We start from the raw sequence: 15,805 nt of genomic DNA on the forward strand, positions 1-15,805 counted from the left end.
TATGGATCCTATTGTTGCCAAACTGAATGATGCCTTAAATAAAAAGGTTCAAGAGTCGATTAAGCCTCAGGGCGAAGGTGTATCGTTTCAAAACACCCTAGACGACAAAATCACCTCCCGTTTTATCGATCGTTTAAAAGACGATGCCAAAATTGATGTTGGTCAAAACATGTCTATTGTGTCGGCTGATGATATTAAAATTGAAACAACCAACCCAGAGCTGGATACCAATAAAATCTTTTCGGCATCCGATCAGATGGAAAATATGTTCAAAGAAATGAACAACGGCTTGTTGGGTATGGATTCGGCCCTTGAAACTATTGCTGCTCCCAATACTAAACTTTCTTATCAAGACTGCTTAAAGCTTCAAATGTTTACTGCCCATACGGGTTTAATGGCTGAAGCTTTTTCTAAATTTACAGACGGTTTAACTCGCGGTATAACAACCATTCTACAAACTCAGGCTGGTTAATCTCGTGATGCGCCTTTTGTAACAAGCCGCAAACGTTTCACGAGGGATACGCGACGCTTATGGCTCTTAGTCTTCGAAAAAAATCATTCATCATAATTTCAATGCTGCTTGACGCCGAGGGGACCGAAGCTCTTTTTACTTGTTTTCCTCCTGATCAACAAAATTCTCTTAAAGAAGGTTTATCGTTCTTAAAACAAAGTACCAAAAATGGTGATCCCAAGGCTTTGGCTTTAGAGCTTAAAAAAGTACAGGCTTTAAGCCAAAAATCGGTACTGGGTGAAGTTCATCCCGATTGGATTATGGAATTGCTCATGAAAGAACCGCCACGTTTGGTGGCGACAGTGCTAAGATATCTTTCCGGTGAGCAGGTTCGGTATATATTAGAGCATTTACCCGAAAGTGTGATGGCCAGCCTTCCGCCGTTAGATCAAACCTTTTCTATTCGCACCGAGGTTATTGATATTTTAAAACGAAAATTTGAAAGCTATTTTGATTCTTTTATAGAGCGCGAATTGCCAGCCGGTCTAGACCGTTTTGAAACCTTATGTGTGCATTCGTTTCACGACTTGGAGCTTCTTTTTAAAGATATTGGTTTTAAGGAAATGGCCATGGCCTTTGCTACTCTTAATGAAAAAGCTATCCAGGCCATATTGTCGCGCCTTCCCTTAGAAGATTCCGAAAATCTTAAAATTCATATTGCCCAGCGTGGCGATGTAGTATTGGATCGCTTGAAACGGGCACAAAATAATTTGCTGGCCTCCGAAATGAAGCGCTCGGAGTACCTTATTTTAGAACTGGGTTTATATGTGTACTCCAAGGCCGTTATGCCCCACCAGGCCGAATACGCAAAAAGGATTGTTTATAAATTTCCGCGTGAAGTGGGAAAGCAGCTTAAAAAGTATCTGGATCGTAACATGCCGCACAACCAAGATATGGGGGTAAAGCGCTATCAGGGTGAGATTGTTGATAGCTTAAAACGCCTCCAAAATTAGCATGGTTTTGAGGCTTTAAAGAAGGTATCCTATAGGTATGACCGGAAAAATAGTAAAACGCCAAGATGTGAACGAAAAACTCGATATTACCGATCAGGTGCATATGGATACGGCCGCAGCTTCTGTATCGGCGGGGCGCAATGTAATTCGCAAGGATGATTTGGAGTCGGTAGGGAAAGCTAATGCTATTATTGATAAAGCCGTTGCAGAGGCCGCTATTATTAAAAGGCAAGCTAACGATTTATTGGCCAAAGTAGAAGAAGAAATAAAAATTAAAAAAGAACAAGGCTATGAAGAAGGTAAAAAGGCGGGAGCACGTGAAGTAAGTGAGTTTTTAATAAAAGCCAAACGACATAAAGAAAAAATGTTCCAAGATTTGGAGCCAGATCTCATTAAATTAGTTTATGACATTTCCGAAAAAATTATTGGTAAAGATTTAAGCGAACGTGAAGGTGCCATCGTCGATTTAATCCGCCAAGCGCTGTCAACTTCACTGGGCCAAAAAATTGTAGTGGTGGTGCATCCCGCCGATTTACAAGTTGTAAAAGCTAATCAACCGCAGTTGTTGCAGGCTCTTGATGCGACCTGTACCTTACAAATTCGTGCCGACGAACGCGTAAAACCAAAAGGTTGTTTTATTGAAACTGAAATTGGAACCATTGACGCCGAGCTTGAAACGCAACTCACCATTATTCGTCAAGCCTTAGGATTGGAACCCAATGCATGACAAGCCCCGACGACATCATCATTGATCTTAAAAAATACCGTACCCGTATTGCCAATTTAAATCCGTATCGTGTGAAGGGTAAAGTGGTAGAGCTTACCGGACTTGTGGTCAAAGCCATTGTGCCCAATGTGCGCGTAGGAGAGTTATGTCTTATTGAATCACGTCACAAAAATAAACCTATTAAAGCCGAAGTGGTAGGATTTAAAGACAACACCGTGCTGCTGATGCCGCTGGGTGAGTTGGAAGGTATTGGCCCTGGCAACGATGTTATTCCTACCGGTAATTGTCTGATGGTACCTGTGGGTAACGAACTGTTAGGACGTATTTTAGACGGTTTGGGCGAACCCATCGATACGGCCCAAAAAGGACCTCTTAAATGCCGCGAGTATTATCCTGTACACAATAGCCCCCCTGATCCTCTCACACGTAAACGTGTGCTCAAGCCTATTTCGGTAGGAGTAAAAGCTATCGATTCTATGCTGACAGCTGGTGAAGGTCAGAGAATGGGTTTATTTGCGGCGGCCGGTGTGGGTAAATCAGTTCTAATGGGTATGATTGCGCGCAACACAGAAGCCGACATTAACGTGATTTGTTTGGTGGGGGAGCGGGGACGAGAATTGCGAGATTTTTTGGAACAAGATTTAGGTGAGGAAGGCTTAAAGCGCTCTATTGTGGTGTGCTCTACATCCGATCAGCCTTCCCTGGTGCGTTCTAAAGCGGCCTATGTGGCAACGGCTATTGCCGAGTATTATCGCGACCAAGGTAAAAAAGTTTTATTAATGATGGATTCTGTAACGCGCTTTGCCCGCGCGCTTCGTGAAATTGGTTTGGCTGTGGGGGAACCCCCTGCGCGTCAGGGTTTTACGCCTTCCGTTTTTTCCACTCTTCCAAAATTGCTCGAACGAGCCGGTAATTCCGATAAAGGATCTATCACCGCTTTTTATACTGTGCTGGTAGAAGGCGACGATATGAACGAACCTGTAGCCGATGAAGTGCGTTCTATTTTGGATGGGCACATTATTCTCTCACGTGATTTAGCCAATCGCGGTCAATATCCCGCTATTAACGTTTCGGAATCCATCAGTCGTGTGATGAGTAATATTGTGGATCAAGAACATTTGGATGCGTCGCGGAAATTAAAAGAAGTGGTAGCGAATTACGAAAAAGAACGTGATCTCATTTTAATTGGCGCGTACGAGGCGGGTTCTAACCCGCAGGTGGATTATGCGATTGAGAAGATTGATGAGGTTAATAATTTTTTGAAGCAGGGGATGTATGATGAGATTGGTTTAGTGGAGGCGGTTGATCTTTTGAAATCTATTTTTGTTTGAGGGGAAGAGTAACCCCCTCCCGCTCCCCCTTAGTTTAAGGGGGAGAGAAAAGAAAGCCCCCTCCCTTAGGCTAAGGGAGGGTTGGGGTGGGTTACTCTTAAATGTTTTTTACGATGCCGAAGAAAGAAAAATACAGATTAGAGCCTCTTTTGAAAGTGAAGGAGAGAGCCAGACGAACCGCAGAGATTGCCTTGGCTAAGGCTATTAAACTTTTAAAGCAAGAACAGGAAAAGCTGGAATTACTTAAAGGAAAAAAGACAGAGATTGAAGAAAAGAAAGAGAATACAAAAAGGGACTTACGCTCTAAAGTTTCGGAAGGCGGTTTAAAAATTAGACAAAGTGAGTTTCATTTTAATTTTATCCGTAAATTAGATGAAGATATTGAAAGCGTGAGCAGAGAAATTAAAGATCAGGAAGATGTGGTGGCAGAGGCGGATAAAAAATTAAAAAGAGCGAAACGTGATTACATTGATGCGGCTACAGAGCTAGATGTTATGAAGAAACACAAAGAGTTATGGACCAAGAAATTAACCAAGAAATTATCGGATAAAGAAAATAAAGAAATGGGTGAGCTTGGCAATGTTTTGTTTCAAATAACCAAAGGTCGCGAGGGTGCGGCTGGTTAAGTAAAAATTAAAACTTATGTCAATTGATTCAATAGATAATAACTCCGGCGATGATGACCGCCGGGCCGACCGCAAAAAAAGTGAAAATAAGTCGGCCGAAGAACGAAAATCGCTGGAGCGGGCTGGTCGTGATTTTAAAACGCGTCTTGAAAGCCAGTCGAAATCCCGTGAGATTTTTGAAAAGCAGCAAACTGAAAAATTTGTACAAAAAAATCAGGAAAATCTTTTAAATAAAATTTTAGAAACCCAACGTAAAAAAGAAGAAAACGCCAAGCAAGACCAGCATGAGCTTGATAAAAAGGAAGATAATAGAAAAGACGCTAAAAAAGATGCTCGCCAAGCCTCGCAAAAGAAAAATGCTGACGGTGAAACGCATAAAAGAGTGGAGTCACATACGTCACACCATGGCCAAAGCGATGACCAGGAGAGCTCTTCTTTTTCACAGGGCTCTGGTAGTGGCGGTAGTGGTGGCGGAGGGCAGCAGAAAGAATTTTCGGGAGATAAAGATAATAACAAAGGTGGCCAAGAACAGTTGATGTCGAATGATGAAAAGGGAACCTGGATTGGTCAAAAACAAAAGGTTCAAAAGGCTGAATTTAAATTTGGGGCGGGAAAGAATACACGTAATTTTTTAAAGGATGAGGAGATTAGTGAAATTGTACACCAAGTAGTAATTGCCACCTATAGTGATGGTAACAAGGAAGTGGAAATTGTTTTAAAGGATGATGTGTTTTATGGACTAAAAATGAAATTTGCTCAAGGCGATGACGGTGTAGATGTAACCTTTATTTGCCCTAATTTAACGGTAAAAGGACTTTTTATTTTAAATAAGGCCAAAATATTTTTTAAACTCCAAGAAAAGGGAATTAAGCTCGGTAAATTTGAAATCATGTAACATGCGTTTTCCTTTACTCTCATCTTTTAAAAACTTCACCCCCGCTACCTTGCGTTTTTTTTCACTTTTATCTCTTGTTTTTTTAGCACTTGGTTTTTTTATTATTATTACCTGGCAACTTAAAAACGGTACCTGGCTTAGAGACTGGGACGAAGTGTTTATCAATTATTTGGTTTCATTAAGACGTGATTCATGGAATGGACCTATGGTTGATATCACGGCTTTGGGCTCTGTTACCATTGAAGTTGTACTTTGTACGGTTTCTTTTATTTTTTTGTGGCTTGTAAAACGTGAAACGGAAGCCCTGTTTTTGGTTGTCGCTGTGAGTGGAGCGGGTTTGTTATCACGTTTTTTAAAATTAATGGTAGGTCGAGAACGGCCCTCGGTGCCTCACTTGGTAGAAGTAGTTAATTTTTCTTATCCCAGCGGCCATGCGCTAACCACAACCGCTCTTTTTTTAGCGCTTGCGCTTCTTGCCTCTCGACATGTTCAAAATACAAGCTCGCGTGTTGTTTTATTTGTTATGGCTTTTATTTTAATGGGTTTAGTTTCTTTTTCGCGTCTTTATTTGGGAGTTCATTATTTAAGCGATGTATTAAGCGGGGTTTTTTTGGGAATTTCCTGGACTTTGTTTCTTACTCTTCTCTTTTTTAAAAAAAGAACACTATGAATGGGGAAGCCTTGATTCATCAATCATGGCGGGATAGCCTGTGATGCCATAGAGAGTGGTTTGATAGCCGCTTTTGTTTAATTTTTTGGTAAAGCGTTCTATATCTACAACAGCATTAAATTTTTTTTGTGCTGCTAAAAAAGCTAGTTTTAAAACCGCGTTTTGTTTGTCTTCGCAATTTTCAATAGTAATTTTACCGTTAGAGCGTTTGATGAGGGGTACTTGTTTATCACCTTTATCAAATAGAAAAAGATTTTCTGCCTTTTTAAGAGTAATATTATAAGTTTCTTGAGCCGGTGCCACTGTGCTATCGTAACAAGATCCGCAATAAGTGCTGTGTTTTAAATTGTCGGGAATAATTTCTAAAAAGGAAAAAGAAGTATTGTCTAAAAACTGCGTGCAGTTTTTGCATAATATATGGTGGCACAAGCTACAGGTGTAGCTTTGTTTTAAATTAGATTTTAAACAGGAAGAACAAGTCATTGTATTCTTTCGTAAGTTTTAAGTTCTGGGAAAAAACGAGACCAGGCCCAAACAATGCCCATGGTGGCAAATCCTCCCAGAACCACCGTAGGAACAGTACCTATAAGACTAGCAACGGCTCCCGATTCAAACTCACCCAATTCGTTAGAGGCACCAATAAACACCAAATTAACAGCGCTCACGCGTCCGCGCATTTCTTCTGGAGTTTCCATTTGCACCATAATTCCGCGGATAACTACACTAATCATATCGGCTGCTCCTAAAATAAAAAGAGCTGAAAGCGACAGGAAGAAATTTTTGGATAAACCAAACACAACTGTAAAGACCCCAAAAATAAATACAGCCTTTAGCATGGTAAGGCCGGTTTTATTTTTGATGGGATAATGAGCTAAATAGATAGCCATGAGAGCCGCGCCCACAGACGGAGAAGCGCGTAAAATTCCTAAGCCTTTGGCTCCGACATGTAAAATATCGTTCGCATATACGGGTAATAACGCTACGGCTCCTCCAAAAAGAACGGCAAAAAGATCTAAAGAGATAGTCCCCAAGATAATTTTTTTATGAAATACAAATCTCACGCCGGCAAGTAATTCATGCCAGCTATGCACTTCTTTGCGTAGCGGGGTTGGGCGTTTGGCAATAGGGTTTATGAGTAAATACGAGAGAAAGCGCATAGCAGTCACAATAATGAGAACTTCACGTGGACTGGAGGAAAAAGCGTAAATAAAGCCTGCTAAAGCAGGGCCTGCAATAAACGCAAGCTGCATGTTAGAAGAATTCCAGGCAACAGCATTTCCAAAATGATTTTTGGGAATCATATCGGGTAAAAATGAAAAACTAGCAGGCCCATCAAAAGCATATGCCGCTCCCAATATAAAGAGAAGAGGGTATACTAGCATGATGGGGAGTTTGCCGGTAAAATATAAAGCGGTCATCAACACCATCACAAAAAACTGAGCCAGGCGAGAGAGTAAAATGAGCAATCTACGGTCATAAATGTCGGCCAAGTGGCCTGCAGGAACCGTAAAAATAAATTTAGGTAAAAAGAGAGAAAGTCCAAGCCAACCTAAGTGGAGAGGGTTTTTGGTGACTTGGTAAAGATATTGCGCCATGGCAACAGCCAGCATTTGGTGTGAAGCTAAAGCCAAAAAACGTGCTGCCGAGTAATAGCGAAAATCGGGATGGCTAAAGGCTATAAAGGGGGATTCATTTCTTTCCATAAAGGCAGTTGTTGTAACAGGGGTAATAAGGGCCTTTTAAGCCTATTTTTCTTGAGAACTCACAGTTCCTGATATACACTCTCAACCCATGGCGCTCAAGGCCCAAGTTGAAACATTTCCATTTGATAAATTACCCCGATTCACGCGTGCAGAATGCGAAGTGGTTTCGTTTATGGCCAAATATTTTCCAGTGTCGTTTGCCGATTCTGCCCTCCTAGATCAGCTGGGGCGTTCTCTTAAAAAATATTTTGGTGATGCATTTTCAATTAATTTTGAAAATATGGAAGAAATTGCACTCGATAATTTAAACGCAAAAATTGCTGGCAAGTGTGTTGTGGCTGCCGTTTCCTTGACTCCCTATACCAAAAAGCTTATCATCACCTCCGATTTAGACTTAACAACAGCTATTATCGACAAAGCACTGGGTGGTGGCGGTGAAGTTCCTGAGGTTCCGGGCGAGTTGACTGCATTAGAAGAGGGCGTTCTCGAATTTGTGGCAGCCAAGGTGTTAAAAGCGCTCAATGGTGTTACGGCTAGTCCTTCACATCGTTTTATTTTAGAATCGCTTGAAACGCGGCGTTTTAAGTCGGAAGTACTTTATGTGTCTACCGAACGTTTTTATGTTCTGCGATTTTTGGCTGCTGTAAACAACGTGTCGGGAATTATTGCTGTTCATATTCCGTTGTCGCTTTTGTTTGAAATGAAAGGACGTAGCGATATTTTTGCAGCTAACGAAAATATGCGCTATCAAACGCAACGTCTAAAAGATTTTGATAATTTAAGAACGGTGTTGTGGGGTGAGTTGGGGCATGTTTTGTTACACCCTCAAGATTTAAACATTTTAGACCGTGGTGATGTTGTTTTATTTGATGAAACTGATGCAAGTTTGATGGATGGAAAAGTAAAAGGAACTATTAAACTGCGTTTTGGTGATGGACGTGGAGCCGGTTTTGAGGCTTTTGTTGAAGCAGATCATACGTCCGATTATCAGGTAAAATTGGGTTCGATGTTATCTAAAGAGGAGTGAGCGTGGCAAATAAAGATCCTTTTGATGAAGAATTAATGGCAGAGCTGGGTTTAGAGCCTGGGAAAGCGGCACCTGCTAAAGCTGCGGCTCCCAAGCCACCGGTTACACAACAACGTGCTCCCATAACTCCTCCTGCCAGTCAGCCTAAAACAGCTGATCCGGTAACGGGTAAAACACAAATTGTAGAACGTCCCAAGCCAAGTGCGCCTCCTGCATCTCAAGTAAGCCCTGCCGATAACGAACAAGTGGCTTTGGATATGCCCGTACAGGTAGTGGCAGTATTGGGTAAAAAAACAATTACCTTAAAAGAAATTTTATCTCTTAAACAGGGCGAGCTTTTTGAACTAAAAAAATTACCTCAAGAACAAATTGATCTTGTTGCTAATGGTAAATTAGTAGCTCGCGGTGATTTGGTGTTAATAGACGGTAAAATGGGATTGCAGATTAAACAAATTATTAAATAATTGTCGGTGATATTTTTTACTCCATGATATATTTTTTAGCACAAATTGATTCTGCTGCCGCTACAACCGAAATGTCGTTTGGGTGGCTACTTGTTAAAACACTCTTGGCTTTGGCTTTTATTTTGGCATTGGCCTTTGTGTTTATTCGTTTTTTGCTTCCCAAACTTAACTTTGCCCAAAACATTAAGCAAAATGTGCCGGTTAAAATTTTATCGCGCACGGGTTTAGAAGCCCGCAAGGCTTTGTATGTGATTGAAGTAGGAAAAAAGAAAGCGCTTATTGCTGCTACCGATCACAATGTTACTAAAATTTTTGATTTAAACGACGACGACCTCAAGTAAGGGGGATGTTCATGATGAGTTTTGTTCCTTTTATGGCGCAGTTAGCACCGGCAGGTCAGCCCATTGCGCAGCCTGTAGTGATCCTCATCTTTTTAGTTATCTTGTCACTGGCACCTTTTTTGGTGATGATGATGACTTCCTTTGTTAAAATCACCGTTGTTTTTTCGCTCATCCGTACGGCTTTGGGTACGCAACAAATTCCTCCTAATCAAATTATTACGGGACTAGCACTCATTCTTACTATTTATGTAATGATCCCGGTTGGTGCCGATATTTACGACAATGTAAAAAGTACCATTCATGATACGGGCAGTAATCAACCCATTATGTCGATGGCTTCAATTGATGTTTTAAAGCAAGCATTTGATAAGGGTAAAGAACCCATGCGCGCTTTTTTAACCAAGCATGCTTCTACCAAAGACAGAAGCCTCTTTTTTAACATGGCTAAAAAATTGCGCGCTAACAGTACCAGCACATCCATTGCCGAAATTGGGGAAAACGATTTTATTGTACTGGTTCCGGCCTTTATGATTACTGAGCTTGCCGAGGCCTTTCAAATTGGTTTTATTTTGTTTTTACCCTTTTTAGTAATCGATATGGTGGTATCCAATATTCTCCTCGCTATGGGTATGTTCATGGTGTCGCCTGTGACCATTTCGCTTCCGTTTAAACTACTCTTGTTTGTACTGGTAGATGGATGGTATCTTATCACGCAGGGGCTTGTGATGGGGTATGTGAACTAATATGGAATCGTATACAATTGCTATTAGTAAACAGTCGCTTTATTTGGTGCTCTTGCTTTCGGCGCCTCCTGTGTTGGCTGCCATGGTGGTGGGGCTACTTGTTAGTTTGGTGCAGGCTACTACGCAAATTCAGGAGCAAACTCTTACTTTTGTTCCTAAAATGGCAACAGTTATTGTGGTATTGGCGCTTTTGGGGCCCTTGGGCATGGCCTACATGATTTCATTTACCAAAACTTTGCTAGAAACATTTCCAACGTATATTCATTAACAAACTCTTTGCCTTGATCATGTCGGTACTAGAAAAAATTTTTGGAATTAATGTTGATTATTTTGCAGCCTTTATTACCTGGGCGTTGCTGCTTACCCGTATTTTGGTGGTATTGCTGCTTATTCCTTTTATGGGAGGAAAACTAGTGCCCGCCCGTTCGCGCCTGGCTACGGCTGCTTTAATGGCTACCTATTTATTTGTGGTTTTATACCCTTCACTAAAAACACAGTTCCCCGACGATAAAGCCATTTTATTTGCACTTTTTTTTAAAGAGATTTTTTTTGGGATGACTATTGGTTTTGTGACCATGATGACTTTTTATGCCTTGGAAGGTGCAGGACGTATTGTGGATATGCAGCGTGGTACGGCCAATGCCATGCTTTTTATGCCGCAACTGGGCCAGGTATCTATTTTTGGTTTGTTTAATTACTGGTTAGCGGTGGCTTTCTTTTTATCCATTGGTGGTCATCGGTATTTTTTTGAGGCATTTTTTTCGGCCTATAAAATATTACCTCTTTTAACCTTGCCGCAAATAGCACCGGGATTTTCTCCATTTTTGGAATTTTTTATTAAACTTTCGGCCAACGTTTTGATTATTGCCATTCAATTATCGGCACCCGTGCTTATTGCCATTTTACTGGTAGATGTGGTGTTGGGGATTGCCAATAAAATGGCCCCGCAAATTAACGTGTTTGAGTTAGGTTTTGCCGTAAAAGGATTTGTAGGGCCTCTTATGATATATGTATCACTTTTGGTTTTGGTATCTCAAATGGATGTGGTGATGAAAACCATGATCACCTCCATTGATATGCTGGCCAAACTGTTAGCCCATAATAGCCCCTAAGGGCTATAAGCCTGGGGTGCAGGCTCCTCTTTTTCAATGTTTTCGAGGGTTTTGGCCCTCCCTCGCTTTGACCTCCTTCCGGTTTCATGCTTATAAGTATTTGAAATTATTATATATTATTTATTGTCTTTGGGCGCAATTTGGCATGGAGGTTGCTTTATACCCTGTAGAGACCTGTCTAACTTTAAACAGGCTTTAAGGAGATTATATGTCAGACGTCATTATTCCCGGTAACACCACAAACGAAGAACTCTACCAGATTTACAACGAAGTTTTTGGTGGCGATTTAAGTGCTATGGAAGCGGCTTTTACGGCCGGAGATGCTCCCGAAGGTTACGATTTAGTGGATTTGTTTAATGCCATTGTTCACTTTAGCGGAAGTTTGCCTGATGCCGTGGTAGCCTACGATTCCACTTTTCCTGAAGATATTAGTGAGGAAGATGCCGAACAAATTGCGGTGGCTATGCAGTACTGGATGACACAAAACCCTAACATGGAAGCCATGGGCACAGAATTTTTAAACTGGTTGGGTACAGAGTTTAGTTTTGACCCTGCTAGTTTAGAATCTCAAGTTGAAGATTTTATTAATAGCTACAAAGATAGCGGTGGTACTTTAGGCCCTTATCCTTCTCCTGAAGAGGGAGAAACCGTATTTAGTTTGCTAGATGTAGATGACTTGACCGATCTCATTCATTACGCGTTAACCGCCTATTCGTCTCCCGCGGCCGTAATGAATCTTTTAATTTTAGGTTTTCAAACCCGCGTGCGTGACATGACCGATGCCGTGGTGGGTGCGTTTGATGATGTGTCCAGAGAATTGGAAGACATTACTGCAAATTTTCCTGATGATCCTCTTGCCGATGGTTATCAATATGATGTGTTTCAAGCGCAAACCAAAGTGGAAAACTTGCGCAATGCCATGCAAACGCTTACCAACATTGTAAAAACCATTCAGGACATGATGCAGAACATGATTCAAACCCAGGCCGCTACCAACGAAAGTTCGCAAAACACTTTGGAACGGCTCAATAGCTATATTGCGTCATAAGGGTAGTTTTTGAAATTATTACAAAAGGGCGGCGGGTTAGCCGCCCTTTTTTGTTTATTGGCTGAGGTAACGATAAATGATATCCTTAAGTACTAATAATGAGGGAATCATGCAGAAGCGTGTAGGGGTTAAATTACCGTCTTTTTTAGATAAAAAGCCCGATCTTAAAAAGAAGATTGCCGAAGTGGTTGGTCAAACTCCACTCGCCAAGCGTAAACAAGATATTGAAAAGCTTAAACAGTTTTTTACAGGCGAGTTAAGCTGGGTAGAGGTAAAGCAACTGCCCCGCCGTTATATTAATGAAATGGCTAAAATTGCCACCATGGAATTTAAACTGGGTCATTTAAAGAGAGCCGAAGCTATTTTTAAGGGTTTGTGTGTGATTGATCATAAAACAGCCTATCATCACCGTGCGTTAGGTGCTGTTTATCAAAAACAGAAAAATTTTGAGAGTGCAGTAGAGAAATACAATATGGCGTTAGTAGCTAAAGAAAACGACATTTCCACACTGGTAAACCGTGGCGAATGTTATTTGCACTTAAACAATAAAGTACAAGCTTTGGCCGATTTAAATGCAGCCATCAATTTAGATAAAAATGGGAAAAATCCATGGGCTAACCGAGCCCGTGTTTTGGTGAAGGGTTTAAAACAATAAAACAGGAATTTTATGTCATCACCTATTACTTACAGCACATCCGATCTTGAGACAATCCACCAGCTAGAAACTTATTTGGCGCAAAGCGGGGTAAGCGAAGCCGATATTGACGTTATTATGGCGGGTATCGACAATAATAGCGATGTTGATATCCCCGATGAGTTGAAAAATGCCTACCTCAATTTGACCATGCTTAAATTGTGGCAGCTTATTTCGCCCGATACTTATCAGTCGGCTTATGGGCAAATTGGCCCTGATGTAAATCGTGGCGATGCCGATGATTTATTTGCCGCCATGGACGATTATATGAGTCCAGAGTTGGCCCAGCTTTTAGAAAAACTTATTAACGATTCTCCCGAACTAATGGCTTTGGCAGCCGATACCGATGGTGATCCCGAGACTACAGCTCAATCTGTTTTTGATGCTATTGCCAAAGCGCGCGAGACTACTGAAGAAGGGGAAGATTTGGAAAATGTGTGGAGCGATCATGCAGGTCACGATGTTGTAGAAGATTTGGGGCTGCAGGGTACTTTTTATGAATCGGTGTTAGATCAAGCCGATACCTTTCAAAATATTCAGGGCATTGCCATGCAAGAAATTGCCAAGTACCAAGATTTTTTAACCAACCTTTTTAGCGAAGGTGTTAAAAGTGGTGATGTGACGGTTGAAGAAGCCCAGGCCCAGGCCGGGCAGGTAAGTGCCATGATGGAAATGTGGACGGGTATTTACAACCAGGCTCAAGATCAGGTAAATAATTTGTATCAGTTTGTGGGAGCTGTTACCAAAGAACATGCCGACTTGTTAGATAATTTGGCTCGTAACTTGGCTATGCGTTAGTAGTGTGGGGTAATTTGGGTATGGAAAAGGAATTGGAAAATATTGCGTCCACCAAAAAGAAGGACAATAAAAAAGGCGAAAATCGTCTTATTTCGCCCGATCCCGTTCGTAAAAAGTTTATTACCGAATTACTGCACGCTTTTGCTGCCCGTAAAATTAGTTTTGCCGAATTAACAAGGTTGCATCCCAAAAAAATAAAACAGATTGCCGAAATTGGTTTTGTTAAACTGCGCCATGGCCGTTACAAAGACGCCCGCCGAATTTTTGAAGCTCTAACTTTTTTAGACCACAAAAATTCGTTTCACCATTTGGCTTTGGCCGGTGCATATCAAAAACTGGAATTGTTTGTGGATGCCATTTATCAATACACCGAAGCGTTGCGGATAGAGCCCGATAATATCAACGCTATGGTTAATCGTGGTGAATTGTATTTGCGCCGCAAAAGTTATCGCAAGGCTGCCGAAGATTTTAGAAACGCTATTTTAAAAGATGAAACCGGCAAAGACCGTTTTGCCAACCGCGCTAGGTCGCTGGTGATTGCTATAAAACGTTCGCTTGCTCAAGATAAAGAAGAAGCGTTAAAACCCAAGAAAATCCCTACCTCACCGGCTAACAAAGCCACTCTCTCGCCTTTTAAGTTTAATATGAAGAAGAAGTGAATGGTGGATAGTGGATAGTTAATAGTAAAGAGGGAAATACTATTTCCATCCACCATAAACCATCCACTATCCACTTCTTCTTACTCATCATCATCTTCTCCCACCGACGAATCGATAATTCCGTATTTAATGAGAAGATTACGCAGATGCTTGCGGTCAATCTGGGCTTCGCGGCTGGCTTTAGAAACATTGTTTTTATTGCGTTTCAAAAGATCTTCTAAATAATCTTTTTCAAACACTTCTACAATCTTTTGTTTGGCTTCTTTAAACGGCAGTGAGTTATCAACCAAGTCTTTTGCGGATGATTTTACCTCACCAGCACCTTGAATTTCGCTAAAAATAAACTGCAGGGTGTTGCCATCAATAACACCGTTATTAGCAAACGATACAGCACGTTCCAAAATATTGTTCAGTTCGCGCACGTTGCCGGGCCAAGGATAGCGTTGTAAAATTTTAAGCGCATCATCTTCTACTTTGCTGGCATAAAATGACCCATCCGGCTTTTTGTTGTAGCGCGCATTAGAGAGTACACGTTCTACAATAAGTGGAATATCATCAGTGCGTTCACGTAATGGAGGGAGTTGGATCTTAACCACCGAAAAGCGGTAGTACAGATCTTCACGAAAAGTTCCTTTTTTTACTTCTTCTTTTAAATCACGATTGGTTGCGCACAACACACGGACATCCAGTTGGATGGACTGTGTAGAGCCTACGCGTTTAATTTCGCGTTGTTCTAGCGCCCGTAAAAGTTTGGGTTGTAAATCGAGCGTTAACTCGCCAATTTCGTCCAAAAATATGGTGCCGCCATTAGCCGATTCAAAAGCACCTTTTCTATCTTTTAAAGCACCAGTGAACGATCCTTTCATGTGTCCAAAGAGTTCCGATTCAATTAAATTGGGAGCTACGGCCGAGCAATCAAACACAATAAAAGGTTTGTCTTTTCTTACGGAGTTTTCATGAATGGCACGAGCTACCAGTTCTTTTCCGGTACCAGTTTCACCCTGAATGATGACGGTAGCCATGGTGGGCGAGATACGTTCTAAAATACCAAAAATCTGGCGCATTTTTAAACTTTTACCCACCATAGAGCCAAACTCATTATTTTTGGACGGCTCCATTTGTACTTTTTCGTTAAATGCCTGGTATTCAATTTTAGTGCCGCCAATAGTAATCACATCGCCCGGCGACAAAAAGGCTTCTTTTACCTTCATGCCATTAATAAAAGTACCGTTGGTGGATCCTAAATCGCGCAACAGATACGAATCGGATGTGGCCTCAATTTTCATGTGGTTGCGCGACACGGTTTTATCGTTAATCACAATATCGTTATCGCTTTTTTTACCGATGGTGAGTTCTTTCTTTTTACCTAGTTCGTGTTTTACTTTGGGACTTGGGCCATCAATAACAACCAACATGCATTTACGTAAAGAAACAACATCTTTAAAATCTTCTGCCGATAAAATTTCGGTTTTATTGCCAATTTCGTTTTCTGTATCCGACATA

Annotated in this window: 20 protein-coding genes; 17 read left to right on the plus strand and 3 right to left on the minus strand. The window is 41.2% G+C overall.

Going from position 1 to position 15,805, the window contains the following annotated elements:
• Position 1: 1 nt before the first annotated feature.
• The 7 genes from K1X76_08345 to K1X76_08375 all read left to right on the plus strand — a co-directional run bounded on the left by K1X76_08345 (position 2) and on the right by K1X76_08375 (position 5,713).
• Entirely contained in the window at positions 2-472 is a 471-nt protein-coding gene (locus tag K1X76_08345) for a hypothetical protein (protein MBX7149083.1), read from the plus strand.
• A gap of 59 nt (positions 473-531) precedes the next feature.
• The gene (locus K1X76_08350) at positions 532-1,464 is read left to right on the plus strand and encodes a hypothetical protein (GenBank protein MBX7149084.1); all 933 of its coding nucleotides are present in this window, start codon (positions 532-534) and stop codon (positions 1,462-1,464) included.
• A 37-nt stretch (positions 1,465-1,501) separates the two neighbouring features.
• Positions 1,502-2,191 (plus strand): hypothetical protein, encoded by a 690-nt coding sequence (locus K1X76_08355; protein MBX7149085.1) that lies wholly within the window; start codon positions 1,502-1,504, stop codon positions 2,189-2,191.
• Positions 2,188-3,522: a flagellar protein export ATPase FliI gene (gene fliI / locus K1X76_08360; GenBank protein ID MBX7149086.1), complete on the plus strand. Its 1,335-nt coding sequence runs from the start codon at positions 2,188-2,190 to the stop codon at positions 3,520-3,522. Before K1X76_08355 ends, fliI begins: the two co-directional genes overlap by 4 nt.
• A 113-nt stretch (positions 3,523-3,635) precedes the next feature.
• Positions 3,636-4,148, plus strand: a complete 513-nt coding sequence (locus tag K1X76_08365; GenBank protein MBX7149087.1) for a hypothetical protein — start codon at positions 3,636-3,638, stop codon at positions 4,146-4,148.
• Between the two features lie 16 nt (positions 4,149-4,164).
• On the plus strand, positions 4,165-5,043 hold the full coding sequence (locus K1X76_08370; GenBank protein ID MBX7149088.1) for a hypothetical protein: 879 nt from the start codon (positions 4,165-4,167) through the stop codon (positions 5,041-5,043).
• Position 5,044: 1 nt separating this feature from the next.
• A complete protein-coding gene (locus tag K1X76_08375) occupies positions 5,045-5,713 on the plus strand; it encodes a phosphatase PAP2 family protein (GenBank protein MBX7149089.1) in 669 nt (222 codons plus the stop codon).
• Here the strand turns inward: K1X76_08375 and K1X76_08380 are convergent.
• Positions 5,708-6,196 (minus strand): hypothetical protein, encoded by a 489-nt coding sequence (locus K1X76_08380; GenBank protein MBX7149090.1) that lies wholly within the window; start codon positions 6,194-6,196, stop codon positions 5,708-5,710. The genes K1X76_08375 and K1X76_08380 overlap by 6 nt on opposite strands.
• A complete protein-coding gene (locus K1X76_08385) occupies positions 6,193-7,416 on the minus strand; it encodes an MFS transporter (GenBank protein MBX7149091.1) in 1,224 nt (407 codons plus the stop codon). The genes K1X76_08380 and K1X76_08385 overlap by 4 nt, the downstream gene beginning before the upstream one ends.
• Positions 7,417-7,504: 88 nt before the next feature.
• Between K1X76_08385 and K1X76_08390 the strand changes: the two genes are divergently transcribed.
• From K1X76_08390 to K1X76_08435, 10 genes are all read left to right on the plus strand, one after another.
• Positions 7,505-8,443: a hypothetical protein gene (locus tag K1X76_08390; protein ID MBX7149092.1), complete on the plus strand. Its 939-nt coding sequence runs from the start codon at positions 7,505-7,507 to the stop codon at positions 8,441-8,443.
• Positions 8,444-8,445: 2 nt separating this feature from the next.
• Positions 8,446-8,907 (plus strand): FliM/FliN family flagellar motor switch protein, encoded by a 462-nt coding sequence (locus K1X76_08395; protein ID MBX7149093.1) that lies wholly within the window; start codon positions 8,446-8,448, stop codon positions 8,905-8,907.
• A gap of 23 nt (positions 8,908-8,930) precedes the next feature.
• On the plus strand, positions 8,931-9,248 hold the full coding sequence (locus tag K1X76_08400; GenBank protein MBX7149094.1) for a flagellar biosynthetic protein FliO: 318 nt from the start codon (positions 8,931-8,933) through the stop codon (positions 9,246-9,248).
• 32 nt (positions 9,249-9,280) lie between these two features.
• The gene (sctR, locus tag K1X76_08405; protein ID MBX7149095.1) at positions 9,281-9,991 is read left to right on the plus strand and encodes a type III secretion system export apparatus subunit SctR; all 711 of its coding nucleotides are present in this window, start codon (positions 9,281-9,283) and stop codon (positions 9,989-9,991) included.
• 1 nt (position 9,992) lies between these two features.
• The gene (gene sctS, locus K1X76_08410) at positions 9,993-10,259 is read left to right on the plus strand and encodes a type III secretion system export apparatus subunit SctS (GenBank protein ID MBX7149096.1); all 267 of its coding nucleotides are present in this window, start codon (positions 9,993-9,995) and stop codon (positions 10,257-10,259) included.
• Positions 10,260-10,278: 19 nt separating this feature from the next.
• Complete coding sequence (locus K1X76_08415) at positions 10,279-11,103, plus strand: flagellar biosynthetic protein FliR (GenBank protein ID MBX7149097.1); 825 nt, start codon at positions 10,279-10,281, stop codon at positions 11,101-11,103.
• Positions 11,104-11,311: 208 nt separating this feature from the next.
• Complete coding sequence (locus K1X76_08420; GenBank protein ID MBX7149098.1) at positions 11,312-12,151, plus strand: hypothetical protein; 840 nt, start codon at positions 11,312-11,314, stop codon at positions 12,149-12,151.
• 109 nt (positions 12,152-12,260) lie between these two features.
• A complete protein-coding gene (locus K1X76_08425) occupies positions 12,261-12,806 on the plus strand; it encodes a hypothetical protein (GenBank protein MBX7149099.1) in 546 nt (181 codons plus the stop codon).
• A gap of 12 nt (positions 12,807-12,818) precedes the next feature.
• The gene (locus K1X76_08430; GenBank protein MBX7149100.1) at positions 12,819-13,643 is read left to right on the plus strand and encodes a hypothetical protein; all 825 of its coding nucleotides are present in this window, start codon (positions 12,819-12,821) and stop codon (positions 13,641-13,643) included.
• Positions 13,644-13,663: 20 nt separating this feature from the next.
• Complete coding sequence (locus K1X76_08435; protein MBX7149101.1) at positions 13,664-14,302, plus strand: hypothetical protein; 639 nt, start codon at positions 13,664-13,666, stop codon at positions 14,300-14,302.
• 80 nt (positions 14,303-14,382) lie between these two features.
• Here the strand turns inward: K1X76_08435 and K1X76_08440 are convergent, their stop codons facing one another.
• Positions 14,383-15,804 (minus strand): sigma 54-interacting transcriptional regulator, encoded by a 1,422-nt coding sequence (locus tag K1X76_08440; protein ID MBX7149102.1) that lies wholly within the window; start codon positions 15,802-15,804, stop codon positions 14,383-14,385.
• Position 15,805: the final 1 nt, after the last annotated feature.

The organism is bacterium (assembly GCA_019695305.1).
GTDB lineage: Bacteria > UBA10199 > UBA10199 > UBA10199 > JAIBAG01 > JAIBAG01.